This window comes from Granulicella sp. dw_53, assembly GCF_018449545.1.
GTDB lineage: Bacteria > Acidobacteriota > Terriglobia > Terriglobales > Acidobacteriaceae > Edaphobacter.
The window spans coordinates 108,027-132,609 of the sequence record NZ_JAAVUR010000009.1; the positions used below are offsets into that span (position 1 = coordinate 108,027).

Annotated in this window: 16 protein-coding genes and 2 tRNA genes; 9 read left to right on the top strand and 9 right to left on the bottom strand. The window is 59.7% G+C overall.

The features are described 5' to 3' along the window. Nucleotides 1-299: 299 nt before the first annotated feature. Nucleotides 300-1,610, bottom strand: coding sequence for a hypothetical protein (locus HB393_RS15410; protein WP_213806073.1), 1,311 nt, complete (start codon nucleotides 1,608-1,610; stop codon nucleotides 300-302). A gap of 605 nt (nucleotides 1,611-2,215) precedes the next feature. Between HB393_RS15410 and smc the strand changes: the two genes are divergently transcribed. From smc to HB393_RS15440, 6 genes are read left to right on the top strand one after another with little or no spacing between them, the layout of a single operon-like run. Continuing rightward, nucleotides 2,216-6,133 carry a chromosome segregation protein SMC gene (gene smc / locus HB393_RS15415; protein WP_213806074.1) on the top strand — a complete coding sequence of 1,306 codons (3,918 nt, stop codon included), beginning with the start codon at nucleotides 2,216-2,218 and terminating at the stop codon, nucleotides 6,131-6,133. A 13-nt stretch (nucleotides 6,134-6,146) separates the two neighbouring features. Further along, entirely contained in the window at nucleotides 6,147-6,779 is a 633-nt protein-coding gene (locus HB393_RS15420; protein WP_213806075.1) for a hypothetical protein, read from the top strand. A 58-nt stretch (nucleotides 6,780-6,837) separates the two neighbouring features. Continuing rightward, the gene (locus tag HB393_RS15425; protein ID WP_213806076.1) at nucleotides 6,838-7,758 is read left to right on the top strand and encodes a phosphoribosylaminoimidazolesuccinocarboxamide synthase; all 921 of its coding nucleotides are present in this window, start codon (nucleotides 6,838-6,840) and stop codon (nucleotides 7,756-7,758) included. 52 nt (nucleotides 7,759-7,810) lie between these two features. Next, entirely contained in the window at nucleotides 7,811-8,386 is a 576-nt protein-coding gene (locus HB393_RS15430; RefSeq protein ID WP_213806077.1) for a CvpA family protein, read from the top strand. 51 nt (nucleotides 8,387-8,437) lie between these two features. Continuing rightward, a complete protein-coding gene (locus HB393_RS15435) occupies nucleotides 8,438-8,785 on the top strand; it encodes a helix-turn-helix domain-containing protein (RefSeq protein ID WP_213806078.1) in 348 nt (115 codons plus the stop codon). A 28-nt stretch (nucleotides 8,786-8,813) separates the two neighbouring features. Then, on the top strand, nucleotides 8,814-10,841 hold the full coding sequence (locus HB393_RS15440; protein ID WP_213806079.1) for a hypothetical protein: 2,028 nt from the start codon (nucleotides 8,814-8,816) through the stop codon (nucleotides 10,839-10,841). 206 nt (nucleotides 10,842-11,047) lie between these two features. Here the strand turns inward: HB393_RS15440 and HB393_RS15445 are convergent. Both HB393_RS15445 and HB393_RS15450 read right to left on the bottom strand, forming a co-directional pair. Further along, nucleotides 11,048-11,122: transfer RNA gene (locus HB393_RS15445), tRNA-Cys, on the bottom strand. A gap of 86 nt (nucleotides 11,123-11,208) precedes the next feature. Further along, nucleotides 11,209-11,283, bottom strand: a tRNA-Gly gene (locus HB393_RS15450). Nucleotides 11,284-11,485: 202 nt separating this feature from the next. On the opposite strand from HB393_RS15450, the gene HB393_RS15455 reads away from it, so the two are divergent. Beyond that, nucleotides 11,486-12,244: a HAMP domain-containing sensor histidine kinase gene (locus HB393_RS15455; RefSeq protein ID WP_213806080.1), complete on the top strand. Its 759-nt coding sequence runs from the start codon at nucleotides 11,486-11,488 to the stop codon at nucleotides 12,242-12,244. 79 nt (nucleotides 12,245-12,323) lie between these two features. Here the strand turns inward: HB393_RS15455 and HB393_RS25295 are convergent, their stop codons facing one another. The 3 genes from HB393_RS25295 to HB393_RS15470 all read right to left on the bottom strand — a co-directional run bounded on the left by HB393_RS25295 (nucleotide 12,324) and on the right by HB393_RS15470 (nucleotide 14,816). After that, entirely contained in the window at nucleotides 12,324-12,617 is a 294-nt protein-coding gene (locus tag HB393_RS25295; RefSeq protein ID WP_255551187.1) for a hypothetical protein, read from the bottom strand. A gap of 257 nt (nucleotides 12,618-12,874) precedes the next feature. Beyond that, on the bottom strand, nucleotides 12,875-13,333 hold the full coding sequence (locus tag HB393_RS15465) for a cupin domain-containing protein (protein WP_213806082.1): 459 nt from the start codon (nucleotides 13,331-13,333) through the stop codon (nucleotides 12,875-12,877). Between the two features lie 163 nt (nucleotides 13,334-13,496). Next, nucleotides 13,497-14,816 carry a hypothetical protein gene (locus HB393_RS15470; RefSeq protein ID WP_213806083.1) on the bottom strand — a complete coding sequence of 440 codons (1,320 nt, stop codon included), beginning with the start codon at nucleotides 14,814-14,816 and terminating at the stop codon, nucleotides 13,497-13,499. A gap of 255 nt (nucleotides 14,817-15,071) precedes the next feature. Between HB393_RS15470 and HB393_RS15475 the strand changes: the two genes are divergently transcribed. Both HB393_RS15475 and HB393_RS15480 read left to right on the top strand, forming a co-directional pair. Then, on the top strand, nucleotides 15,072-18,614 hold the full coding sequence (locus HB393_RS15475) for a TonB-dependent receptor (RefSeq protein WP_213806084.1): 3,543 nt from the start codon (nucleotides 15,072-15,074) through the stop codon (nucleotides 18,612-18,614). A gap of 122 nt (nucleotides 18,615-18,736) precedes the next feature. Further along, complete coding sequence (locus HB393_RS15480) at nucleotides 18,737-19,564, top strand: DUF1868 domain-containing protein (protein WP_213806085.1); 828 nt, start codon at nucleotides 18,737-18,739, stop codon at nucleotides 19,562-19,564. Between the two features lie 639 nt (nucleotides 19,565-20,203). On the opposite strand, the gene HB393_RS15485 is transcribed toward HB393_RS15480, so the two are convergent. The 3 genes from HB393_RS15485 to HB393_RS15495 all read right to left on the bottom strand — a co-directional run bounded on the left by HB393_RS15485 (nucleotide 20,204) and on the right by HB393_RS15495 (nucleotide 24,481). Beyond that, nucleotides 20,204-20,587 (bottom strand): nuclear transport factor 2 family protein, encoded by a 384-nt coding sequence (locus HB393_RS15485; RefSeq protein ID WP_213806086.1) that lies wholly within the window; start codon nucleotides 20,585-20,587, stop codon nucleotides 20,204-20,206. A 25-nt stretch (nucleotides 20,588-20,612) separates the two neighbouring features. Next, a complete protein-coding gene (locus HB393_RS15490) occupies nucleotides 20,613-21,554 on the bottom strand; it encodes an aldo/keto reductase (RefSeq protein WP_213806087.1) in 942 nt (313 codons plus the stop codon). Between the two features lie 140 nt (nucleotides 21,555-21,694). After that, entirely contained in the window at nucleotides 21,695-24,481 is a 2,787-nt protein-coding gene (locus HB393_RS15495; protein WP_213806088.1) for a TonB-dependent receptor, read from the bottom strand. Nucleotides 24,482-24,583: the final 102 nt, after the last annotated feature.

Here is a 24,583-nt window from a genome sequence, read left to right on the forward strand (position 1 = left end):
AGGCTTACGCACAAATATGTGCAGCAGATGGGGTTACGGGGCTTCGATTGTTAAAGAGCAAAGCCCCGGATTGGTCTGGGGCTTTCTTTTGGGTCACTGGTTCTATTTTATCAAGCGGTCCATAACTCACATGCCACCTTTTCTTATTTATTATCCCGTTTATTCCCTTCAACTTAGCCATTCGGAGCCGCTTTCCGGGGCTTGACATCCATTTTGGCTGCCGGAGTTGCAGAACAAGAGCTCCAAACGCAGAGGAGGCGGCCAAAAGGCCGCCTCCTCTGCGTTACGAAAGACCGTACTTACTTCTTAGGAGCAGTATGGTGAGCCGGAGCCGCCTTCTTCGCGGGCGCCTTCTTCTCCACAACCTCGCCGTCGCTCATGGTGATCATCAGCGGGGTCTGGGTGTAGGAGGCGTAGGTTCCGGTCAAGGTGATCTTCGCGCCTACCGTGGGAACCGTCTTCAACGGCTCCTTCATGGTGAAGGTGAAGTCCGCGGACTTCGACTGGACGGCGTCGTCGGAGACAGCAGCCTGTATCGAGCTGTCCGTCGCCGCGACCACAGTCGCATCGGGGATCTGTACCGACTTGCCCTTGATGGTTGCGAAGACCTTCTCCGCATCCTCAGGGGTGCCGTTCTGGAGGATGAACTCCTTGTCGCTCAGCGCCAGGGTGGCGAGATCGGAGGTCTCCATTACAGTCTTATGCGCGATGTCCGAGGCCTTGGGAGCCGGGGTCACGGTGAAGCCAGCGGGAGGATTCAGGTTCGTGTTGGCAGCGGTCATGACGGCGTCGTAGCCGTCGTCCGTACCGTGATACTTGCGGTAGCAGTACTTCGCGGTAGGAGCGAGCTGCGACTTGTAAGGTTCCGGAGCGAACGCTACAAAGCGCGAGACGTAGAACGCGCAGTTCAGCAAGTCGGGCGGGGTGGACTGGAGATAAGCCAGGCCCAGGAAGTAGGTATCCTGCAGCACAGGTCCGGGAGTCTGGGTGTTCGCAACAGGAACGCTCGCCAGCTCCTTTTTGAAGCTATCAATTGCCGTTGCGGTGTCCTTCTTGTTCAACGCGGCGGTTCCAATCGCGCTGTAGAAGATAGGAGTCGCGCTATCCTGCACGGTCTTGAAGTCGGCATCGCTCATCTTGGCTGGCTTTGGAGCAGTCAGACCCTTCTGGGCGAATCCAGCGGCAGCGTCCAATGCGGCCTGCTTTGCAGCAGGGTCAGCAGCGGAGTCAGCGCCAGCCTTGCGGAAGTAAACCTCAAAGGTCAAAGCGCGCAGGTTGTTCGGATCCACCTGCAAGAGACGGTCCGCCGCATCCAGCGTCTTGGCCGGATCGATCTGGCTATAAGTCAACATCAGGGTCTGCAGGGTGTCCGCCTTCACGGCAGACTGCGGATACTTGGTGAGGTACGCTTCAATCGCGGCGGCCTTGGCCTTCGGGTCCGTCTGGCTGATCGCGTCGTTATAGTCCTTGTACTCAGCCGGAGACATCTGCACGTCACTGGAGGCCGCGGTACCACCGACCTGGGATTGAGCAAAGGCGACATGCGAACCGGCACCAAAGCCAGTTACCGCGGAAAACGCCAGGAGAGATGCAACGACTGCCTTCTTCATTCAACACTCCTCGAAAACACTCTTCCTTGAGATGCTGCCACCGGCGATCCCGGGGTCAGTCTGAGCTACGCTGTTCTTGAATATAGTGCATCCACCCTAATAACTCGCTTGGCGCCATCGTTCGGAGCGTTATCGAGCATTGCATGGTTCTTACTCCACCCGTCAAATAGCTTTGGGGATAAGGCGGATTATAGAAATCGCATGGCTCTCTGGCAAGCGGTCATCCTATACCACCGAAATACTTTCGTTGGAAATTCTTCTACCGGTCGAGAATGGATGCATCCGAACCTTAAGAAGCGGGCCTAAGAACGTTCGATGCTTCTCCGTTGTGAGTTCCTGGTCAGGGAAGTTTATGCTGAGAGCAAGCACTCTCAAGTTGAGTCGAAGCTCTTGGCAGGAGCGAGCTGCTTTGACCATCTTGCCGGATATCCTGAGTCCAAATTTCTGCACTCGGGCCCATTCGTAGTGTTCTGTCCCCCTTATCCACAACTGGTGGTGTTGTTTCCGTTGATTCTGGCCAAATCCCCAGCTAGAGTTGAAGCAGGACGAAATCGTCTCATATTCAAAAGCTTCGTCAGTATCCGCCATACCGCAGAGGTCCCAATTTGCTCAAGCTCAAAAAAGTTCAGATCCTCGGCTTCAAATCCTTCTGTGACCGCACCGAGGTCCAGCTTACCGGTGAGGGTATCGCGGCTGTCGTCGGCCCTAACGGATGCGGCAAGTCGAACATCTCCGATGCGATCACATGGGTTCTGGGAGAGCAGTCCGCAAAGTCTCTGCGCGGTATCAAGATGGAAGACGTCATCTTCGCCGGTACGCGCGACCGCAAGCCGACCGGGATGGCCGAGGTATCGCTTACGCTGGTCGATCCGGAGATCTACGACGCCGCCTCTCTGCAAGGTGGCCCCGAGATCGTCATCGACGACCGCGAGCCCAACCTGACCGACTGGGACGAGACCTCGCTCCGCCAGCAACGCGCCGAGGAGACGGAGGAGGCCATCGCGGAGGCTCAGCCTGGCACCGTGCTCGAGGGCGACCCCTCGTTGCCTCTCCCCGAGGTAGAAGCCGCTCCGGAGCCGGACGCCGAAGCCTCGGCCTCCGAGACCAAGAACAGCGTCGTGTTGAAGATCCGCCGGCGCAAGTTTGGCCGCGCCCCCATTCGCGCCGGAGAGCTGACCATCACCCGCCGCCTCTTCCGCACTGGCGACTCCGAGTACCTGCTCAACGGCAAGATCTGCCGACTCCGCGACATTCAGGACATCTTCATGGGCACCGGTCTGGGCGGCGAGTCCTACGCGATCATTGGACAGGAGCGCATCGGACAGTTGCTCTCGTCCAAGCCGCTCGACCGCAGAGGCATCATCGAGGAGGCTGCCGGCATTACGCGCTTCAAGACCAAGAAGCGGCTCGCAGAGCTTCGGCTTGAGTCGGCCAAGCAGAACCTCTCCCGCGTGAACGACATCTTCGAGGAGGTCACACGGCAGATGTCGACGCTGAAGCGTCAGGCCGCCAAGGCGGAGCGCTACGGGGCTCTCCGCGATGAGTTGCGCTCGCGTCTGCGGGTCGTGCTGGCCAGCCGGATGGCCCAGATGGATCAGGAGTCCGCCGCGACCGCAAAGACCGTCGCTGAGCTTACCGCCCAGATCGACGCACAGGCCACCGATATCGAGACGATGGACGCGCAGCACTCCGAGGGCGTACGCAGCGGCTACGCGCTCGATGAACAGATTCGCGAGACAGGCGCACAGGCCAACCAGGCTGCCGTCGAGTTGGAACGCACCGCTGCACGATCAAACTCCAATGCGGACCGCATCGCCGACCTCACCACACGGCTCGCCTCGGGCGCGGAGGAGCTTGCGCAGGCACAGGCGCAGCTTGCCAGCCTCGCCGGGGACCTGGAGCAGCAGCGCAGCTTCGTGGAGAACGCCACCACCGAGGCCACGGAGTCCCGCGAATCGGCGCAGCACCGTCAGGCAGAGGCTCAGGCGGCTGTCCGCTCTGTCGCACAGGCTGAGCAGCAGGCCGAGCAGCACCGCCGCGCCTCCATGCAGCTTATTCAGCGCGCCGGCCAGACACGCAACGAAGAGGCTCAGGCTGCCGCGGCGCTTGCAGGACTGGAGCGCGAGGCAGAACGGCTCGCCAGCGAGTCTGAGATCGCCCGCCAGGAGCTCGCTACGCTTGGACTTCAGCGCGGGCAGGTCGCGCTTTCGTTCGAGTCTGTCACGCAGCGCGTCAAACGGCTCGAATCGGAGATCTCTCAGCTTCGCGTCCAGCTTGCTACCCAGCGCAACGAGGAGACCGAGTCCAAGAAGCGGGGCGACCGGCTTCGCGGCGAGGTCGCTACCCTGGCCGGACGCAGCGCCTCGCTCGAAGCGCTGATCCGCGACCACAGCTACTCCACCGAGACGGTGCGCAACATCTTCAAGCTGGAGTCGAACCGCAAGGACCTTAACGGCATGGCCCCCATCGGCACGCTGGCTGACTTCCTGGAGGTCGACGCCAAGTACGAGTCGGTCGTCGACGAGTTCCTGCGCGACGAGCTCAACTACATCGTCGTCAAGTCGTGGGACGCTGCTGATGCCGGGATGAACCTGCTGCAGACCGACGTCACCGGCCGCGCCACCTTCCTGGTGCGCCCTAACGACGCCCAGGCCAACTTCGCCTTCGCCGAGGGCATGACCAGCGACGCTGTGCGCAACATCGCCAGCATCGAGGGCGTCGTCTCGCTGCGCGACTGCGTTCGCGTCCTGCCTGCGGCGGGAGAGGCCGGCTTCGGCAAGTCGCTCGAGGTGATCCTGCCTAAGCTGCGCGAAGGCTTCATCGCGCCGGACTCCTACACCGCCCGTACCCTGGCGCTCTCGAATCCGCACGCCTTCTTCCTCTCGCCCTCCGGCGAGACCTTCCACAACGTCACCGTCACCGGCGGGCGTCCCCGCGCCCAGGGCCCACTGGCCCTCAAGCGCGAGCTCACCGAGGTGCAGCAGAAGGTCGAGGCCACCCAGACCGAGCTTAGCCAGACCGATCTCGCCACCGCCGACCTCCAGCGGCAGATCACCGAGATCGTCTCCACCATCGAGACGCAGAGCCAGTCCCTCCGCGAGGCGGAGCGCGAGTCCGCCAACTCCGGCGCTGCTCTCCGCCAGATCGAGTCCGAGACCGCCCGCATCGATCGCCGCCTGCAGGACTGGACGCTCTCCACCGAGCGCAACCGCGAAGCCCGCGACCAGAAGGCCGAGCTCATCGCCCGCCGTCAGCAGGAGGCCACAGCCTTCGAGAACGAGCGCGCCACCCTCGAGGCCGGTCTCGCCGACCTGAACTCCCAGCTCGAAGGCCTGCGCGGCGAGCGCGAGCAGCTCCAGCAGGAGGCCTCCGCCGCAGCCGCGGCGCTGGCCGGACTCGAAGAGCGCCGCCGCAACGCAGCCGCCAACTTCGAGCAGACCACCCGCCTCTACAACGGCCAGAACCAGCGCATCCAGCAGCTCACCCAGCAGCTCGCCAGCGCCGGAGCCGAAAAGCTCCGCCGCGAAGAGGAGACCGCCAGCCTCGCCATACAGCACGCCGAGCTCGCCGAGACCCGCGCCACCGCAGTAGCCCAGGGCGCACGGCTCAGCGAAGAGGCCCAGGCCCTGCGCGCCTCCATGGCAGAGCTCGACGGCCGCCTCCGCACCCTCCGCCACGAGACCGAGGCTTTGCGCGAGCAGCGCTCCACCCTCACCGCCCGCGCCGCCAAACTGGCCTCCGACATCGAGCACCTCGAGGCCACCTGCCTCAACGACCTCGCCGTCGAAGCCGTCACCCTCCGCGAAGACTCTGCCATCGTCCGCATCGAAGGCGAAGCGCTTGCCACCGAAGAAGAAGAGTCCCGCACCCTCAAGCAGAAGCTCGAAGCGATGGGCCCGGTCAACATGATGGCCCTGGAGGAGTACACCGAGACCAGCCAGCGCCACACCTTCCTCGAGGCCCAGCGCAAGGATCTTCTCGACGCCATCGAGAACACCCAGGCCTCCATCAAGGAGATCGACGACGTCTCGCGCATCAAGTTCGACGAGGCCTACAAGGTCATCAACGAGAACTTCTCGGTCACCTTCTCCAAGCTCTTCGGCGGCGGCCAGGCCTTCATGAGGCTCACCGACGCGGAGAACTCCGCCGAGTCCGGTATCGACATCGTCGCCTCGCCTCCGGGCAAGAAGCTCCAGAACATCCTGCTGCTCTCCGGTGGAGAGAAGGCCCTCACCGCGCTCTCCCTGCTGGTCGGAATCTTCCAGTTCCAGCCGGCTCCCTTCTGCGTCCTCGACGAGGTCGACGCGCCGCTCGACGAGACCAACGTCGGCCGCTTCGCCAAGCTGATCGCCGAGATGTCCTCCACCACCCAATTCATCGTCATCACCCACTCCAAGCGCACCATGGCCCAGGCCGATGTCATCTACGGCGTTACCATGCAGGAGCCTGGAGTCTCGAAGATCGTCAGCGTCAACCTCAACCGCCGCGACCTGCCCGCAGACAATCGCCGCGCCGTAGCCTGAGCCCGAAAGATCGATGCACCTTCTCCTTACGCTGGCTGTCCTGGCACTCCTCACCGCGGCCATCGTGGTGCTCCGGCTGTTCTGGACGAGCCTGGGGCGTGGAGTGCATCGCGTTCTCCTCGTCGCCGCCTTCGCCGCCATTCTTTTCTACGGCCTTACCAAGGCGTCGAACTGGAGCACCACCTCCGAACTCTTCAACGCGCTCCTCACCTGGTCCGCGTTGGCCAGCTACGAGTTCTTCCTGATGCTGTTCACCACGCTCCGGCCCCGGAAATTCACCAGCATCATCGCGATCGTCCTGGCTCTGCCGTTGCTGTCCACCAGCGTCGTCCTGGAGCTGACGTATCTCTTCAGAACGAAGCAGATCACCATCGCCGATCTGGGCTACAAGTTCTACAGCGATAAGATTTACTGGGACGCGAAGCCCAGCCAGAGCTCGGGAATCGACTTCATCATCTACTACCGCTCCGGCTTTCTGCCCCTGCGCCGCCGCGTCCAGGGCGCACGTCTGTACGACACCCAATGCATCACACGCGAGACCTACGCCGTGCTTCAGCCCGGACACAACAGCGTCCTGGTCGTCTGCCCCGCACTCCCCGGCCAGCCTGCGGAGACCGGCCGCCACGCCGTCGTTCCCTTTTACTAAACAGCTTGGCTCACCCGATCCCTAGAGGAGTGAACCAGAGGAGTGATACCGTCACCAGATGAACAAGACGTCCGCCGCTCTCCTTCAGACCGACCTCGGCTCCCTGCCCTTGCTGGCACGCGGCAAGGTCCGCGACATCTACGCCCTGGGCGCCGACCCCGCCGCCGACCTGCTCTTCATCGCCACGGACCGCATCTCCGCCTTCGATCACGTCCTGGCCACCGGCATCCCCGACAAGGGCCGCATCCTCACCCAGCTCTCCCTCTTCTGGTTCGACCTGCTCAAGCCGCTCGTCCCCAACCACCTCATCACCGCCGCCACCGCCCACTACCCCGCGCAGCTCGCTCCTTACCAGGAACAGCTCGAAGGCCGCAGCATGATCGTCCGCCGCGCGCAGATGTTTCCCGTCGAGTGCGTCGTCCGCGGCTACATCTCCGGCTCCGGCTGGAAGGACTACCAGGCGACCGGAGCCGTCTGCGGCATTCCCCTGCCCTCCGGCCTGCGCGAGTCCGACCGCCTGCCCGAGCCCATCTTCACCCCCGCCGCCAAGATCAACACCGGCGGCCACGACGAGAACATCTCCTTCGACACCATGGTCGCCCACATCGGCGCGCAGCCCGCCGAAGACCTCCGCGCCCTCACCCTGGAGATCTACCAACGGGCCAGCGACCATGCCGCGACCAAGGGTCTCATCCTCGCCGACACCAAGTTCGAGTTCGGCCTGATCGACGGGAAGATCACCCTCGCGGACGAGGTTCTCACCCCGGACTCCTCCCGCTACTGGCCGGCCTCGACCTACTCTCCCGGCGGCGCGCAACCCTCCTTCGACAAGCAGTTCGTCCGCGACTATCTCGAATCCATCCACTGGAACAAGCAGGATCCCGCGCCGGAGCTTCCCGACGACGTCGTCACCCGCACCCGCGAAAAGTACCTCGAAGCCTTTCGGCTGATCACGGGCCGCGACAGCCTCTCCGTATGATGAACCACATAGTCTCGGCCAGCTTTCATGCAACTGCAATCCGATCGAGCCTATGAACACCATCACGTTAGCCTCTCTCAACGCCGTCGACTGGCTGCTCGTCGCCATCCTCGCCTACTCCACCATCCGGGCGTTCCTGCGCGGCATCGTGCTGGAACTCTTCTCCCTGGGTGGACTTATCGCCGGCATTCTCATCGCCAGCTGGAACTACCAGCGCCTCGCGCCTCCGCTCCAAAGGCTTCTCCGCCCCATCTTCAACGCCGCGATCTCCATCTGGAACATCGTGGCGTTTCTGCTCATCGTCCTCGGCATCATGCTGATCGCCTACCTGGCGGCCCGTCTCATCCGCGGGACAGCTCACACCATCGGGCTCGGATTCTTCGACCGCCTCCTCGGCGCGCTCTTCGGAATCGTCCGCGGCTGCCTCCTGGGGGTCGCGCTCCTGATGGCCGCGACGGCGTTTTTGCCTCAATCTACGTGGGTTGAAAATTCTCGCTTAACTCCCTATTTCCTTGCGGGGGTTCATGCGGTATCCTTCGTTGTACCGCGGGGCCTCCAACAGAAACTTCTAAACGGCATTGCACAGCTCAAGCATAGTGGGCCCGATTGGATCAAACTGCCCCGGTAAGGTCACAATGGAGTTGCGGTCCCAAACTTTGGACGTATAGGCGAGGCAAACTTGAAGCGCGAACTTGACGGTCTCATCACACAGATGCACAGCTCCGGTATCGCTTACTCCGATGCCGTGCGCCAATTCAAGAAGCGTTACATCCTCGAAGTCCTTGCCCACCACAAGGGCAATCAGTGCAAGGCCGCAGATGAGCTCGGCATGCACCGCAACACCCTCAGCCGCACCCTCACAGAGCTCGAGATGGATACCGCCCAGATTCGCGACTACATCCGCGAAGGCGGAATCCGCAATGGCATGCGCCGTCCTCCCAGCAGCGAGCGTCCCGCCCGCGTGCAACAAAACGGGGCTCGAAGCAACGGTCTTCCCCTTGGACCACGCATCGCCAACGCCCGTTAGCATCTCACCTCGTCTAACTGGCAGCACCATGACGCACGACCCAAATCCACGACGACCGTCTCGAAACTCTCGCCTCGCCGTATTTGCGCGTGCCGTCTCCCTTCCGGCCTTCGCCTTGGCCCTCTCCTGCGGTTCGGTCGGCGGCTTCGCCCAGGCCCCTACCCCTCCAGCTCCCCCGGCTCCGGTTCCCGAATCCCCGGCTCCCGCAGCTCCACCGGCTGCGGAATCGCCAAAGCCCGACACGGCAGCTCCCGTCCCCGGAACCACGGTCCCTCTTCCCGACACCAACAAACGAAAGTCTCAAGCCGCGGCCGATGCCTTTCTCAACGGAGCCCGTTTCCTCGATCGCAGGAACCTCGCCGGCGCCGAAGCTCAGTTCGCCAAAGCGGTAAGCCTCAATCCTCACAACGCCGAGTACGCCCAGGCCCTGGCCCTCACCCGCGAGCACCACCTCACGGATCTCGTCCAGCAAGCCAGCAAGGCGCGCCTCCTCGGCCACAACGATACCGCCGAGACCCTTCTCGCCCAGGCCCGCGCGATCGATCCTCAGAACCCCATCATCACCCAGCATGCCGACGCCGGACCCTTGCCCCCCGGCTTCATCCCCACTCTCGACCCGGCCCACGTAGGAATCGCCTACACCGGACCCATCACCTTACTGCCGAGTGAAGCGACCCAAAGCTTTCATCTTCGTGCCAACGTCCAGGACGTCATCTCGAGCGTCGCGGGCAAGTTCGGCATCCGCACCGTCTTCGATACCTCCGTCACCCCCCAGAGTCTCCGCTTCGATCTCGACAACACCCGCTACAACGTGGCGATGCCCATCCTGCTTGATATGTCGCGCCTCTTTGCGGTTCCGTTGGACGCCCATAGCGTCTTCATCGCGAAGGACACCCTCGAAAACCGTCAGCGCCTCGAACGTCTGCTCGAAGAGACGATCTACATCCCTGCCCTTACCCAGGAGCAGATGACGGAGCTCAGCAACGTCGTCCGCAATATCTTCGATCTCAAACAGGTCACCATACAGACCGGCCTCGGCTCCATGGTGGTTCGCGCGCCCGAGTCGATCATGTCTGCGCTGAATTACACGCTCGCCGACCTCATCGACGGCGGCAGCGAGGTGCTGCTCGACCTCAAGCTCTACACCGTGGACAAGACCCGCACCCGGAACATAGGCGCTCAACTCCCCCAGCAGATCGGGCTCTATAACGTCCAGGGCGCCGCGCACGATCTGGTCACCGCGAACCAAAGTACCGTCGACCAGGCCATCGCCCAGGGGCTGATCCCCGCCGGCTCCTCCGACATCACCATCGCCCTGGCCCTCATCGCCTCGGGTGTGGTCCAGAGTGCGCTGCTCTCCAACACCCTCGGCTTCGTGGGAGGTGGCCTCACCGCCACCGGCATTACCACCAACGCTAATCCCACCTTCACACTCTCTCTCAACTCCAGCGACACCCGCGTCCTCGACGACGTACAGCTTCGCATGGGCGACCGCCAATCCTCTACCTTCCGAGCCGGCAGCCGCTATCCCATAACCACCTCCACCTACACGGTGGCCGGTTCCACCCTCGGCTCCTCCGCCCTGGCTGGCGTCTCCATCGGCGGAGTCAGCGCCGCCAGCCTGCTCGCGAACAACTCGCTCACCGTCCCGCAGATCTCCTTCGAGGACCTCGGTGTCACCTTGAAGGCCACCTCCACCGTCCAGAAGACCAACAACGTCACCGTCCACATCGACTTCAAGATCGAAGCTCTCTCCGGCAGCAGCATCAACAACATCCCCACTCTGAACAGTCGCCAATTCACCTCGGATATCACCATCGCCGATGGCCAGACCGCCCTCATGGTCAGTGCGGTTAGCAAACAGGAGTCCGGGGCCATCAACGGTCTCCCCGCTCTCTCCGAGCTCCCTGGCTTCCAGACCGCCACCGCCGATAAGACCACGGTAAGTGACACCAGCGACCTCATCCTTTTAATTACGCCGCATATCGTGCGTCGCCGCTCCAACGTCATCTCCGGACCTCGCATCGCGGTCAATCTTCCTGCCACGCCCGAGTAATCCTGCGCTGTAACCCCAAGCAGCTTCATGACTTACTGCACACCCCCATAAAAGAACAGAAGAGAGAAACAGTTAGCCACCCATCCGCTCAGGCGACGCTGGCGTTTCTCTAGACCATAGGAGATTTGCAGTTGTGGCTTATCGGGATTGGAGCCCGTCTTGGCAACCGGGGCATCTTCACCGGTCTTTAAGTTGTTGAGGAGATTTGGAGGCGCGGGTCGGGATCGAACCGACGCATAAAGGTTTTGCAGACCTCTCCCTTACCACTTGGGTACCGCGCCTCGGGTTGGACCGATGGTTATCGGCCCTGGTGATTGTAGACGAAGTGCGGGTTCGACCTTGTGTCTACTGCATCGGTTGCATCTTTTGGAGCGGGAGACCGGGGTCGAACCGGCGACATCTTCCTTGGCAAGGAAGCACTCTACCACTGAGCTACTCCCGCTCACATAGGTACGAGTATAGCGGGCTCAGGAGCGGATGGTCAACGCGTAGAGGGATCTATGCCTCGAGTAGTTGGCAGGATTCCCTAATTCGGTGCGAGAGTGTGGGTTACTGGAGATTCCAAGGTTGCCGCAAGAGGGAAATCGTGCATCTGATTTTCGAGGAAGAGTTTCCATCGACGCGCGAAGGAAACGGGCCAAGGAATGATGATAAATCGACCTACCACACCCGAACAGGAGCTCCAGGAAGACGCGTTGCGTCGCCTGGAAAAGCTGGCTGCCGTGGGGCAGGAGGCATCTACGATTGCGCACGAGATCAACAATCCCTTGGAGTCCTTGACCAATCTTTTGTATCTCATGCGGCTGTCTGACTCGCTGGAAGAGGTAAAGGAGTACGTCGGGATTGCACAAAAGGAACTTTCGCGGGTTACAGAGATTACAGTGCAGACCCTGAGGTTCCACCGGCAGACCAGCAAACCGATTGAGGTGGATGTGCATGACCTGGCGCAGAGTGTGATGGCGCTGTACTCCGGCCGCATGCTGCTGCGCAAGATCGATACGGAGTGGAGAGTTCGAGAGACGCCACGGGTGATCTGCCTGGAGGGCGAGATCCGGCAGGTTTTGAACAACTTAATACGAAATGCGCTCGATGCGATGCCCTCCCGCGGCCGGCTGTTGATTCGTTTGAACGCTGTCTGCCATCCGAAGGAGCAGCGGGCGGGGATACGGATCACCGTGGCCGATACAGGCGAAGGTATTCATCCGGATATGGCTGGACGGCTGTTCGAGCTGTTTCAGACGACGAAGGAGAAGTCCGGCACCGGCCTCGGGCTATGGGTCAGCCGCGGGATCATCGAGAAGCATGGTGGCCTGATCCGGGCCAGGTCCCGTCGCGGCGAGAAGAGCGGGACGGTCTTCGCTATCTGGCTGCCGCTGGATGGTGGATCCGCACTGGCAGCCTGACATACGAAGGATCGCTATTCTCAAGCACATACGTTGCAATATTCGGCGCCTCGCCGCTCGAGAATGAGGCCGAAGCAATTCATCCTTCGTGGACGCGCTGGGCGAACGGATCAGCGGTTCGCCGGGACAGCAACTCATCGACGCTGAATGGAAGGCTTTCGCAATTCGCAAGAACGAACGCCCCTCCCACTCCCGTCAGGACTGCGAAGTTCAAGGGCGCCTTGATTCCCAACGCGATCGTCATCGCCGTCCCAAACGTCAGTAGAAGAAGACCACCTAACAGTGCGGCAGCACGCGTGTGCCAGCCGACGAGGAGAAGAACACCAAAGAGAATTTCAGCGATAGTAGCGACGATCCCCAGGGGTGCGGTCATTCCGGCCGGCAAATACCAAATGAGGGTATGCGTGTAGTCCAAAAATCGTGAGAAATTTCCCCACTCGACATTCGGTTGCCCAAACGCTCCCCATAAACCGAACCGATCGGCTACGGCCGACAAGAAACCAACCCCGAGCCCGATTCTCAACAATAGGGTCGCATAGCTTGCGAACTTAGAATCCCGCAATGTAATCGTGCTCATCTTATTTCCTCTCAATTCAGTTTGTGCGAACAGAATCGTTCGCAACGGTTGGCTTACTTTGCTGGTATCACCAGCGGAGCGTCTTTCTTATGGACCAGAAACACAAGGAACTTTGCTGGCTTTGTATTACTCGCATTCCGGCTAACGACGTGAATATCGTTGGGATCTTCGTAGAAGGTCTGGCCCGGCCCCAGAGTGAGCTCTTTTTGCCCTCTCACCTGCATGACGACGGAGCCCTCCAGCACGTAAACCGATACTTGCGCATTGTGCCGATGGACAGGGCTCGAAAAGCCCGGCGGAAAGTCTACGGTGTACATCAGAGATTGCTCGCCGGGAACCCCTGCCAGATCTTTCGTTATCAGAGTGGTAATGGTCTCGTGCGCCGCCGGCGGCGTGACAGCCCTCTGCGCCAGCATCGTGTTGGGTGTGAGCAGGGTGCTGACGATGAAAAACGCCAGCACCAGTATGGGTTTTGAGCTTGCCTTAGGTTGTGCTTTGATCCTTGGTTGCATGTCTCTCTCCTCGCAACCACAACACTAGGCTTTATGCGGATTGGAGAGAAGGTCCACAATGCGACGAAGAACTGGTCCACTTTCACCTAGCAAGGGAATTGCAGCCGCCCCTCTTAGGGATATCGGCCACACCTAACCTCGTGGGCCAAGCAAAACAGCAACATCAATCCGTAACGCGCCACGCAAGAACGCTGCTCTTCCCCGAGCTGCCATTCATGTTGCTGCTTCCCAGAACCAGTTGAAAATGTGGGATGCTTCCGTCCGCACGCCGGATACGATTCAGAAGAGGCAATAGGGAGGAGTCATCCGCAACAAAGTCCCACGCGCACTCGGTGCCTGCCATCGAAGTGCCTTCCAGAATGAGAACATTCCCCTTCCCACCCAGGTTGGGGAGAAACGCCACAACGCCATAGACACGATGTTGAGCATCGTCATAGTTCGAATCCCATCTCGACGGCTCGCCTCCCACCGGCTTCCGGTTGAGCACGGTATAGCGGCGAATCATCGGATCCGAGAAGACAAAGTTCATGTTGGGTTCGAATAACTCGACCCAAGGATTCGCCGCGGACGCTCCGATGAGCACGACGTTCCCGTCCTTCATATCATTTGGCCGCACATCCCGCGCGTACCGCAGCTCAAATGTGCTCTTCCTGGCATCCGCGATACGAGCGAACGCCGTGGCAATGTCCAGGTCTACGATCGAGGTGTACCGCCGGCTCGCCAGATCGACGACGCTCCTTTGCTCTACCGTCTGTGTGGCTGGCGCCTCGACACGATAGCTTCCGTTCAGGTATTCCGCGACACCGGTCTTCTTCTGTGTAAGCCCTTGCCACATCACGAGACCGCTGTCTCCAGGAACGATCATGGTTCGTTGCTCGGGCCGAAACAGGACGCTCCAGAGCGGATGATCCGGAACCTGCGCGGACGCCTCGCGGCTCATAGGAGACCGCACCTTGAAGAGCAGAATCAGGACCGCAATCGAAAGAACCACCACAAGCACCCAAGCCAGACTGATGCGGACGCCAGTTTTCTTGGTGTCGAGAAAACCGCGCTCAACAAAACTCTCCTGCACCGGCTCAGAAATCGGCAAAGCGGAAGCAGCAGCCTCTATCGGCAACCGCCGCTCAAATAAAGGAACATACGTACCCCTGGGAAGTACGATGCGGACCGGCTCGTTCGCGCCCTCTCCATTGAAGTAAAGGTCGAGCCGCTGGCGTAGGCGGCTGGCCTGCGTTCGCACGATCCCGTCGACCGACGAGTCAAAATCCGCCGCCCGTCCAAAGAGCATGCTGCCGATCTTTTGCTCATTGATCTCACTCGCCCTGCCAGTCAGGGCAAGCTCACAGACCAAAGAAAGAAAGGTGGAGAGACGTTCGCTCTTCGCAAATACCGAAGACCCCACGACTCGAGACACCAAGGCTCGCCGGCTATCGGTTGTCACATCGCCAGGGTTAGCGAGCTCCTCAGTTTTGGTAGAGACCATGTCACGCCTCAATCATGAAATGTCAGTAAACCATGCGCCTGTGAACGCGGCGTAAACGAATTGAAACACTCTATTCACTGTATCGGTTACATCGAATCTCCACTAAGACACGAGTAGCGAAAGAGTTAGGCATGTGACGGTGGCAGATGCCGTGAATTGTGTTGGCGGCCTCTCGACCCAATGTTAGTTCTGCAGAAGGAACAATCCCAGGCCGTGCATTAAAACCCATCTGCCGCACTTATAGGAGCTGAAGCCATGACACAAGCATCTGCAACACGCGAGGGAACCGAAGGAGAGACTCATCTCCCTTCGTCGACCCGCCCTCGAAATCAATTCCGCATCAGCATAGTGAGCCTCGTTCTCCTCTTCCTCTTATCCGCCACTGCCCGAGGCCAGTTCGACTCCGCAAGCGTGCTCGGAGCCATCCAGGATCCCAGCGGCGCATCGGTTCCATCCGCATCCGTCACATTGATCCATGCCGGACGCGGCACCACCATCGCCCGCCAGACGGATGCAAGTGGAAACTACGAGTTCACTAACATACAGCCGGGCGAATACAGCCTAAGCGTGACGGCCCCCGGATTCGCCAAGTCCGTAACCGATCCGTTCACGGTCAACGTGGGAGCGCGGCAGCGAGTCAGTGTCACGCTCAAGCTCGGAGCAGATAGCCAGACCGTAACCGTCTCCGGAGCAGCAAGCCAACTGGAGACCGACAGCAGCGACCGAGGCGAGACCGTGCAGGGCGCCGAAGCCGTCACACTGCCTCTGAACGGCCGGGCCTACGCCGACCTCTCCGTCCTGGTCCCCGGCGTCAGCAAGTCTTTGAATGGAACGGTCGTAGCCAATCCCCCACGCGATGCCTCCTACAACGTCAACGGACTGACCTCGCAGTCCAACAACTTCGAACTCGATGGAATCGACAACAACGCCTACCAGGAGGCGAATCAAGGCTTCTCCAACCAGGCCGTGATCCCATCCCCCGACGCCATTCAGGAGTTCAAGGTTCAGACCGACAACTACTCTGCCGAGTACGGCCGTGCAGGGGGAGCCATCATCAATGCAACCACCCGAAGCGGGACCCAGAGCTTCCACGGCGGCGCGTACGACTATCTGCGCAATACCGCGCTGAACGCCTTCGGCCCCTTCGTCGGCACCGGCGTCAAGCCGACGCTGGTTCAGAACCAGTTCGGCGGAACCTTCGGCGGACCGGTCCTCAAACAGAAGCTCTTCTTCTTCGTCGACTACGAGGGACTTCGCTCAGTCGCGCACCAGTTGACCACGGCGATTCTCCCGACGCAGGCCGAGCTCGGTGGATTGTTTACCGTGGATGGAACAGCCACAGGGACGCCCGTTCCAATCAAGAATCCATACACGGGAGTGATCTACACCAACGGACAGGTGCCGCTTACCGATCCCAATATCGATCCAGTCGCGCTCACCGTCTTCAAGCTTCTACCGACACCCAACATCCCCGGTGCCGCACTGACCGCGAATAACTTTCAGTATCTTCCGGCCAGCACCGTCACGGACAACAAGGGAGATGCACGCGTCGACTTCAACCTCACACCGACTCAGAACGGCTTCTTCCGCTACAGCCAGCGCGCGGGACAGACCTTCCAACCGCCACCGTTTCCTGGCGCAGCCGGAGGTAACAGCAGTGGAACCTTGTACGCACGCACCCGTCAACTGGCGGCAGGTTATAACTGGACGGTCTCGGCCAACTCCATCCTTGAGCTGCGCTTCGGAGAGACCTGGACCCAAAGCGGAAAGCAACCCGTCTTTCTCGGACAGCCAAACCTGTTGGCAGGCATTCCAAACGTGCCGCAGGATCCGAGCATCACAGGCGGCCTCAACACTCAGACGGTCACTGGCTTCACCCAGTTCGGAGCGCAATCCTCGGCTCTTCAATTTACCAACCCAACGCAAGCAAACCCCAAGATCAACTACACCTGGATCAAAGGCAGGCACAGCCTCAAGGTCGGGTATGAGTTTGGCTGGCTCTCGCAGGCCATCTCGGACTTTCATCCCAAGTTCGGCTCCGACACCTACTCCGGACAGTACAGCTCGGCCGGCCCTGCCACCACAGTCCAGGCGGCGAACCTGAGTGACTTCCTCTTCGGAGCACGCAACAACTACTCGCTGAACGCCGTCAACGAGGTGAACTATCTTCGTCATTGGCACATGGGCTACATCCAGGACGATTGGAAGTTACTCCGCAATCTCACCATCAACGCAGGTCTGCGCTACGAGTTCATGTCGCCGAACTATGAGCAGAACGACAAGATCCTCAACTTCGATCCGGTCAATCAGCAGCTTCTGCACGCAGGTACCGGAACCGATGTGAACAGCACCACTCCAGGTCACGTCTACAAGCTTCACTTCGTGGGTGGCTCTTCCCTTGCGGACCGCGCGCTCGTCAACCCCGACTACAAGGACTTCGGTCCTCGTCTCGGCTTCTCCTTCCAGGCGCTTCCCGGAACGGTGATTCGTGGAGGATACGGCATCGGCTATGCCTACCTCTTCCGCTTCGGTGGAGAGGGTCTTCTGGCCTACAACGGACCGGATAACTACTCAGCAACGCTGCCCGTCAACCAAACGCCAGGCCAGGGAATCTGCACCTCGCTCACCCAGGACCCGACGACCTGCTTCCGCCGCACCCAGGACGGATACCAGACCAACTTCGCCGGACCGAGCAACTTCACGACCACCAGAGCTCAGACACGGTATCAACCCAGGGACTTCAAGAACGGCTACGTGCAGGCCTTCCACCTCTCCGTGCAACAGCAGTTGCCCCAGAAGACAACCCTCGAAGTCTCCTACGTCGGCAATCATGCGGTCCACATCGCCGCGCTTCTCGATACCAATCAAGCGAGACTCTGTACCGCTGCGGAGATCTCGGGCGGCAGTTGCACAGCAACCGGAAGTGCATCGCTGCTCAACCGCAGACCGATACAGAACTTCACCGATATCCTGACGGAGAGCAACGCAGGCTTTCTGACCTACAACTCACTGCAGACCAAGCTCGAGCGCCGATTCACCAACGGTCTCTTCCTCATCAACTCCTTCACCTGGTCGCAAGGCATCAACAACTCCTCCGCTGACCTCGAAGCCAACAACGGTGACAGCGCCGTCGTGAACGTCGCCAACATCAACGGAGATCGTGGAGCCTCGGGCTACAACCAGCCCCTGAACGATACGACCTCGATCATCGCTGACCTCCCCTTCGGCCACGGACGCCGCTGGGGCGGCAGCGCCCCCGGCTGGCAACAGCAGGTACTCGGAGGATGGCAGTTGACCGGCATCAACATCGTCACCAGCGGTGTGCCGATCAACATCGCCTACACCGCCAATACCAATCAGGTCGTCTCCACCACCAGCGCGGTCTATGCGCTTCGACCCAATCTCACCAGTACGGTCAACGCCGTCTACGGGAAGACTCTTACCAAGAGTGCCAGCGCCCTCGGCGGCTTCTTCAATCCCGCGGCAGTCTCGGCTCCCTCGGGCGCTCAGCTCTTCGGCAACGCAGGCCGCAATAGCTGGCGCGGACCGGCCTTCGGACAGTTGGACCTAGCTGCTCACAAGAAGTTCTCCCTCCTTACTGAGCGTCAGACGCTTGAGTTCCGCATCGAAGCCTTCAACGTACTCAACGCAACCAACTACATCAGCCCAAACACCAACATCGGCACAGTAGGCGCCACAGGCGTGCTGAGTCCAAATGCCAGCTTCGGAACCTTCAGCGGAAGCAGCAGCGTCTTCCCTTCCCGTCAGGTTCAGTTAGCCCTGCGCCTCGCATTCTGAGCTCTTCCTCCATCGGGAGCAGGACGGCAGCCAGACCGCCGTCCTGCTCCCGGGGAAATCGACCTTCGCCCTCCTCTTACACAGTCGCTCCCTTATCTATCACTCGAAAAAGGATCCCGATCTTGACGCACTCCGCCACCCTCTCCACTCGCCGCAAATTCCTCCTGAACTCCTCCGCCGTATCGCTTGCGGCTCTGCTTCCAAATGCGCTCGACGCCCAGTCCGCCCCTCTACAGACACAGGATGAAAACCCCGTCTTCGCGCCCACCCCGAAGGATGCCTCCCTGAAGTTCACCTCTGCAGGAGTACACAGACCCTTTGCAGGCAATACGCTCATCTGTCATCTACCGCAGCAGAGTAAGGTCCGCGACGCGGCCGCAGCCCTTGGAGACGCCCTCCGCTCCTGCTCGTTCGCTCACAAACTCGGCATCCTCCCAAGCGATAGCTACCACATGACGGTCTTCCCCGGAGCCAACGATCAGGACCGTACGCTCTACGGTTGGCCCGCGGATATCCCGATCGACGCCCCCATGAGCGAGTGCAATCGCATCGTCCAGGAGCGAATCGCCTCCTTCCGGATGACCGGGCATCTACCGATCCGTGTCCGTGTAGACGTGGAAAAGACGCTGGGTCCTCAGCGTGTCAGCAGCCTGCGCATCGTTACAGCCGACGAGCGCGAAGAGGCCAACCTTCGCAACCTGCGCGATCGCATGGCAAAGGAGATCTTCCGCTTCCGCACACCCGATCACGCGACCTATGGCTTTCATGTGAGCCTCGCCTATCAGATGAAGCCGCTCACCCGGGAAGAGGCAGTCCAGCATCAGGACATCCTGAAACATCACGTTCCCGCAATCGTCGCCGCCGCCCCAGTCATCGAGCTTGGCATCCCCGAGTTCTGCACCTTCGACGATATGTTCCGATTCGAGATACGTGCGCTGCTAAGAACGTGAGTTCAGTCGAAGGAAGAAACAGGCTGCGAACCTGCATCTCAAAGATGTAACTTTAGTCTTTGTCTGTTATCTGCCATCTCGCTTCGCAACACATGGAAGGCTAATTAAGCTCGCTCCTCGGTCCATCAGATCATTGCTCGACAACGCCTTCACATAAACACACAAATTGTCATCCTGAGCGAAGTAACTTGCAGCCCCATCGCGAGTTACGCAGTCGAAGGACCTGTGGTTGCACTTGCCGTTGCCTGTTCTTGCCGTTGTCTGTTTTACGCGTCACCCAACCCAAACAGCCCGGATACCCATCCTTCCGCGCAAATCATAAACCGGTGTCAAGTCTTTAAAACAGCCAAAGCGCAATAACCCAAACAAACGAAACAAGATAAAAAAGAAATCAAAATGGCATGTTAGTTATGGTCAGATTGATAGAATAGAGACAGTAAGAAAAAGCCCCGGCAACGGGGCTTATGCTCTTTAACAACCTAACTCCTGCTGCTGGACGTATTTGGACGCAAGTCGTTTCCTTGCACCTATTTAGCGAGGCCTCTGCACCGTATGTGATTGCAACCATTGCGCTTACGCGAAGGCAAGGGGGGAGGGGGTTGCCCCCCTAACCCAGCAGTAGGGCGGTCGTCACCAGGGTCACGAGGTCCGCTGAACCCATTGGCTCCGCCAGGCCGGAGCCTCGAAGGGATCCGCGAAGTATTGGGTCTCGTGCACCACCTTACCGTCGCGGAACTCCATGATGCTCACGGTGTATGCCGGTCGCCCCTGGTAAGTGATCGTGTACTCCGTAATCCAGAGATCCCCTCCACCGAGAATTCGCCGGACGTTGAAGCCCGACGGCTTGCCCGGATGATGACTCCGCAAGGCCTGCAAATTCCTTCGTCCAAGGATGCGCTCGCCGGATTGAGGATAGTCACAGATGGCGTCGTCATCGTAAATATCGTGCTCCGCGTCTGCATCGCCGGCTGCCGACGCGAGCCAATGCGCATTCAGGGCTTCCCGTATCTGTTCCTCTGGCATAGATCGCTCCAGGTGCTGTTGGCTTTCATGATTTAACTCGTGGAATGAAACCCGGACTACCAGTATTCACCACGTCATTGAGCCTCTGTCTCGTCTCAATACGATTGATCTCGTCAAGCGCATCTTCCGGAAGCGCAGAGATGTCGAAGTTCTCTCTCGCCCGCTCCGCAGTCCTGGGCGTTGTAAGCAACGCCGTGCCGCGTTGCGCCGCCCAGGCCAACAGCACCTGCGCCGGCGTCTTTCCAACCCGTGCGGCGATCGCCAAAATCACCGGATCTTCGAGCGGCCCTGGCCTCATCCCATGACCCAAAGGAGCGAAAGCCAAGAACGCAATGCCCTTCTCCTTGCAGAACTCCAGAAGCTCCGTCTCCGGAAGATAAGGATGCGATTCCACCTGGACGACAGCCGGCTTGATTCTAGCCGCCTCGTAGATGGGCAACAGCCCATCCAACGTGATGTCAGAGAGTCCGATGGCCCGGCATCTGCCATGGTCCACAAGGCTCTCCATCGCCCTCCAGGTGTCGAGCAATGTCACGCCTCGGTCGTAAATGACCTTGCCGTTCTCATCCCGCGGATCCTGCTCATCCCCTGCTTGAAACGCAAACGGAGTGTGAATGAGATAGAGATCCAGAGAGTCAAGCCTAAGCCTCTCCAGACTCGCCTCGAAAGCTGGTGCGACGCGCTCAGGCCGGTGATTGGTGTTCCACAACTTTGTGGTAACAAAGATGTCCTCACGAGCAATCCCGCCAGCGGCAAGTCCGGCCTGCAGAGCCTCGCCTACCTCACGCTCGTTCCGGTAGCGCTCCGCACAGTCGAAGTGTCGAAACCCAGCCTCCAGCGCATCCCTGGTAGCCGTTATCGTCAAAGCTGGATCGGGAATCAGTGTGCCAAACCCGAGTACAGGCATCTCGCCAGCTCCGTGGTCGAGCGCTATTCTCCCAGTTCGAAAGTTAGATAATTCGATCATGACGACACCTCGACAATATCTAGCATCCAGCATCACCCCAGATAGAATCCTCTCATCCTAGGCGGGGCAACGCAGGTCTCAGTATTAATATTTAGTCGCCACACCCCCTCGAGGTCAAAGCAGGCTCTCCTGCGCTCGCTCTACCTTCTCCCGAAGGAGACCTTCAGACCACCGAAGACGGTGATCGGCGCTCCGGGTGCAAAGAAGGTGCTGTTTCGGATCGGGAACGCGGTGTCTCCATCGAACGTGATGGAGGCAAACGGCCGAGGCGTAAAGGCTCCGCTATTGTCGTACGGAGTAGAGGCCAATTGTCCTGCAGTGTAGTAATGCCGATTCAGCAGGTTATTGATCTGCGCAAAGAGTTCGTAGTGTGCGTTGATCTTGTAGCGTGCACCCAGGTTCGCAACGCCATAGCCAGGACTCTGGCCTGGACCGAGGTAATACACGCCATCAGGCTGGTGCTGATTATTCTCGTTGCCACGGACGTATGAGGCTCCGATCAGGTTCAGGTCCGCATCAACAGAGAGTCTCTTGAGCGGATGATAGTCCGCATAGAGCTTCATCAGGTGTTGTGGAACTTGCGGAATGCGGTTACCCGGACTGATGGTGATGTTACCTCCGTCGGTAATGCCCTTTCCGCCGCTTGTTGCGTTGCTATTCGAGCTGTTGCTGCCACTGCCCAGCGTCTGGCTGCTCTGGTACGTGGCGTTGAGGAAGGTATACTCCGCCCCGGCATCCAGGTTGTGCAGATGCGCGGACAGATTCGCCTCGACCCCCAATCGGCGCGTCTTGCCAAAGTTCTGGAAGAAACCGTATCCCGTCTGCTGGGATGCAACAAAGAGCAGATCGTCGTAGTTGTTCGTGTGGAAGAAACCTGCACTCCACCGAATCGCGCCGTCCTGGTTGCCGCGAAGGCCAGCCTCGTAAGTCCGGCTAACCACCTGCTTCAATGGCGGATCACTTACGAGTGCATTCGGCAGACTGCATGGGAAATTCGGATCAGCGCAACCAAGCTCCGTCGAGGTTGGAGCGCGGCTGCTCTCGCTGTAGTCGAAGTAAGCATGCAACCGATCCGATGCCTTGTAGACAACTCCTGCTGAGGGATTGAACCGCTGGAAGGTGTTGATCGCAGTGAGCGTGCCGCGATACGACACAGGTGGCAGGCGATCGAGGTTATTGATATTGGTGTGGTTGTAGCGGCCCGCAGCAGTCAAAACCCACTTACCTACGGAGAGTGTGTCGGAGAGGAAGAAGCTGGGTGTATTCGTGCTGCCGTGCAGATTCACACGGTTATCCTGGGGAACGTCGTCCACGTTGGTCGATCCATCCAGAAACACCGGAATACGAGTTACGGTAATACCGTCCGGATTCAGATAACCATACTGCGCGCTCTGCTGGAAGGTCAGTGAGCCATGATCCCAACCCGCGCCCACTGCGAGTTGATTGTGAGCTGTCCGCCAGGAGATGACGCCGGTAAGACCGTACGCATGCTGCCTATCGACGGTGTCGGTATCGACTCCGGTGCATTTCTCCCCGGGCTCACTCAGCTCCAGACCTTGCGCAATGCAGCGCAAGAATGGAAAGGGAGTATTTGCCGGAGTAATGGTGGCGGGGAAAGGAATGCCCGCCGCAGTGAGCGCTGCTTTATCAGCGTTGCTCAAGGTATACAGCGACTGGTCAAAGGAGTCGTCGTTGATATCGCCGTTGGTGGTATTGGTCCGAATATACCGGAGATAGGCGTTACCGTTGACCGTGATGCTGCTATTGATCGCATGGGTAGCATTGAAGGTGAGAAAAGGCGAGTGCTGCATCGTCCGGTCAGGAATACTGTAGACGCTGTCGTATCCGTGGTTCAGACCAGTAGTCCTGGCGATAGCGCGAAAATCCTGTGTCCCGTTGCCGGTGAGGTCGTTGATGGCATATCCGCCTGAGAGCGATAACATCGTCGTTTCGCGGTTATAGCCCAGCTTGGCGAAGGACTGCCGCACGCCGGAGGGTGACTGGACACGCCAGCCATCTTCGTGGAAGAGAGTACCAGCGGCGTACCAGTTCAAACCGGCACTGTTGCTGCCGCCGTACTCCGCGTCGACCGCGCGTCGGCCGAAGCTTCCACCGTATCCGGTGATGGAAAATCCGGTGTTGGAGAGACCGTTCTTGGTCTGGACCGCGATCGCTCCACCCAATGTGTTCAATCCGTAGACCGGATTCGAACCCGGAATCAACTCTGTGGAAGTGATCGCAACCTTCGGGATCAGGTCCCATGCGACGACGTCTCCGAAGGGCTGGTTTTGACGCACTCCATCCAAATAAACGGAGAGTCCGGCAGGAGAACCCACCAGCGGCGACGCCGTATAGCCGCGGTAGTTTACGTCCGGCTGGAAGGGGTTGTTCTGGTTCTCATTCACATAGACGCCGTTCAGCCGCTTCTTCAGTACGTCGGTCAGGTCGATCGCATTGGTGTCTTCAATCGTCTGCGAGGTGAGCGTTTGGACGGGCACCGGCACATCCGATATCGGAACATCGAGCGTACCGATTGGGTTCGACGCAATAACCGTTACTGTGGTCGATACGCCGGGAAGACTGAGCAGAATCTCGCGCTTGAGCGGCGTAGACGACTGAACCTGAAAGTTGATGGTCTGCGGCGAAAAGCCGGATTGAGTTACGCGAAGCTGATAGCGGCCGAAGGGCAGGTCCGGCACGTTCGCCGAACCGTCCGGAGCGATCTCAACGTTGCGGCTGCGGCCCGCGGTCGGTCCGAAGAGCGTCCCTTGAGCCTGCACCGGATGCCCGCTCGGGTCCTTCACATGGATTCGAATCTCACCGGTGCCGACCGTTGCGGCACTACCAGGCGCCTGCGACAGGGCAAGTTGCTGAGCAGATAAAGCAATCACGAGAGACAAAACAACAGATTGGAGGTTCGAGCGCATTCAATAAAATCCTTTGTATAAGGTCACGACGTCCACCACAGACACGGCTGTCGGACTGCTCCGAAGATTCCGTTGAATAGGGTGTCTGCCTATATATTCCGA

What these genes read in the sequence shown, in the direction of transcription:
- HB393_RS15465 (WP_213806082.1), bottom strand. Translation starts at nt 13,333, where the DNA reads ATGCAACCAAGGATCAAAGCACAACCTAAGGCAAGCTCAAAACCCATA.
- HB393_RS15440 (WP_213806079.1), top strand. Translation starts at nt 8,814, where the DNA reads ATGACGCACGACCCAAATCCACGACGACCGTCTCGAAACTCTCGCCTC.
- HB393_RS15490 (WP_213806087.1), bottom strand. Translation starts at nt 21,554, where the DNA reads ATGATCGAATTATCTAACTTTCGAACTGGGAGAATAGCGCTCGACCAC.
- HB393_RS15475 (WP_213806084.1), top strand. Translation starts at nt 15,072, where the DNA reads ATGACACAAGCATCTGCAACACGCGAGGGAACCGAAGGAGAGACTCAT.
- HB393_RS15455 (WP_213806080.1), top strand. Translation starts at nt 11,486, where the DNA reads ATGATGATAAATCGACCTACCACACCCGAACAGGAGCTCCAGGAAGAC.
- HB393_RS15420 (WP_213806075.1), top strand. Translation starts at nt 6,147, where the DNA reads ATGCACCTTCTCCTTACGCTGGCTGTCCTGGCACTCCTCACCGCGGCC.
- HB393_RS25295 (WP_255551187.1), bottom strand. Translation starts at nt 12,617, where the DNA reads ATGACCGCACCCCTGGGGATCGTCGCTACTATCGCTGAAATTCTCTTT.
- HB393_RS15470 (WP_213806083.1), bottom strand. Translation starts at nt 14,816, where the DNA reads ATGGTCTCTACCAAAACTGAGGAGCTCGCTAACCCTGGCGATGTGACA.
- HB393_RS15425 (WP_213806076.1), top strand. Translation starts at nt 6,838, where the DNA reads ATGAACAAGACGTCCGCCGCTCTCCTTCAGACCGACCTCGGCTCCCTG.
- HB393_RS15410 (WP_213806073.1), bottom strand. Translation starts at nt 1,610, where the DNA reads ATGAAGAAGGCAGTCGTTGCATCTCTCCTGGCGTTTTCCGCGGTAACT.
- HB393_RS15485 (WP_213806086.1), bottom strand. Translation starts at nt 20,587, where the DNA reads ATGCCAGAGGAACAGATACGGGAAGCCCTGAATGCGCATTGGCTCGCG.
- HB393_RS15495 (WP_213806088.1), bottom strand. Translation starts at nt 24,481, where the DNA reads ATGCGCTCGAACCTCCAATCTGTTGTTTTGTCTCTCGTGATTGCTTTA.
- HB393_RS15430 (WP_213806077.1), top strand. Translation starts at nt 7,811, where the DNA reads ATGAACACCATCACGTTAGCCTCTCTCAACGCCGTCGACTGGCTGCTC.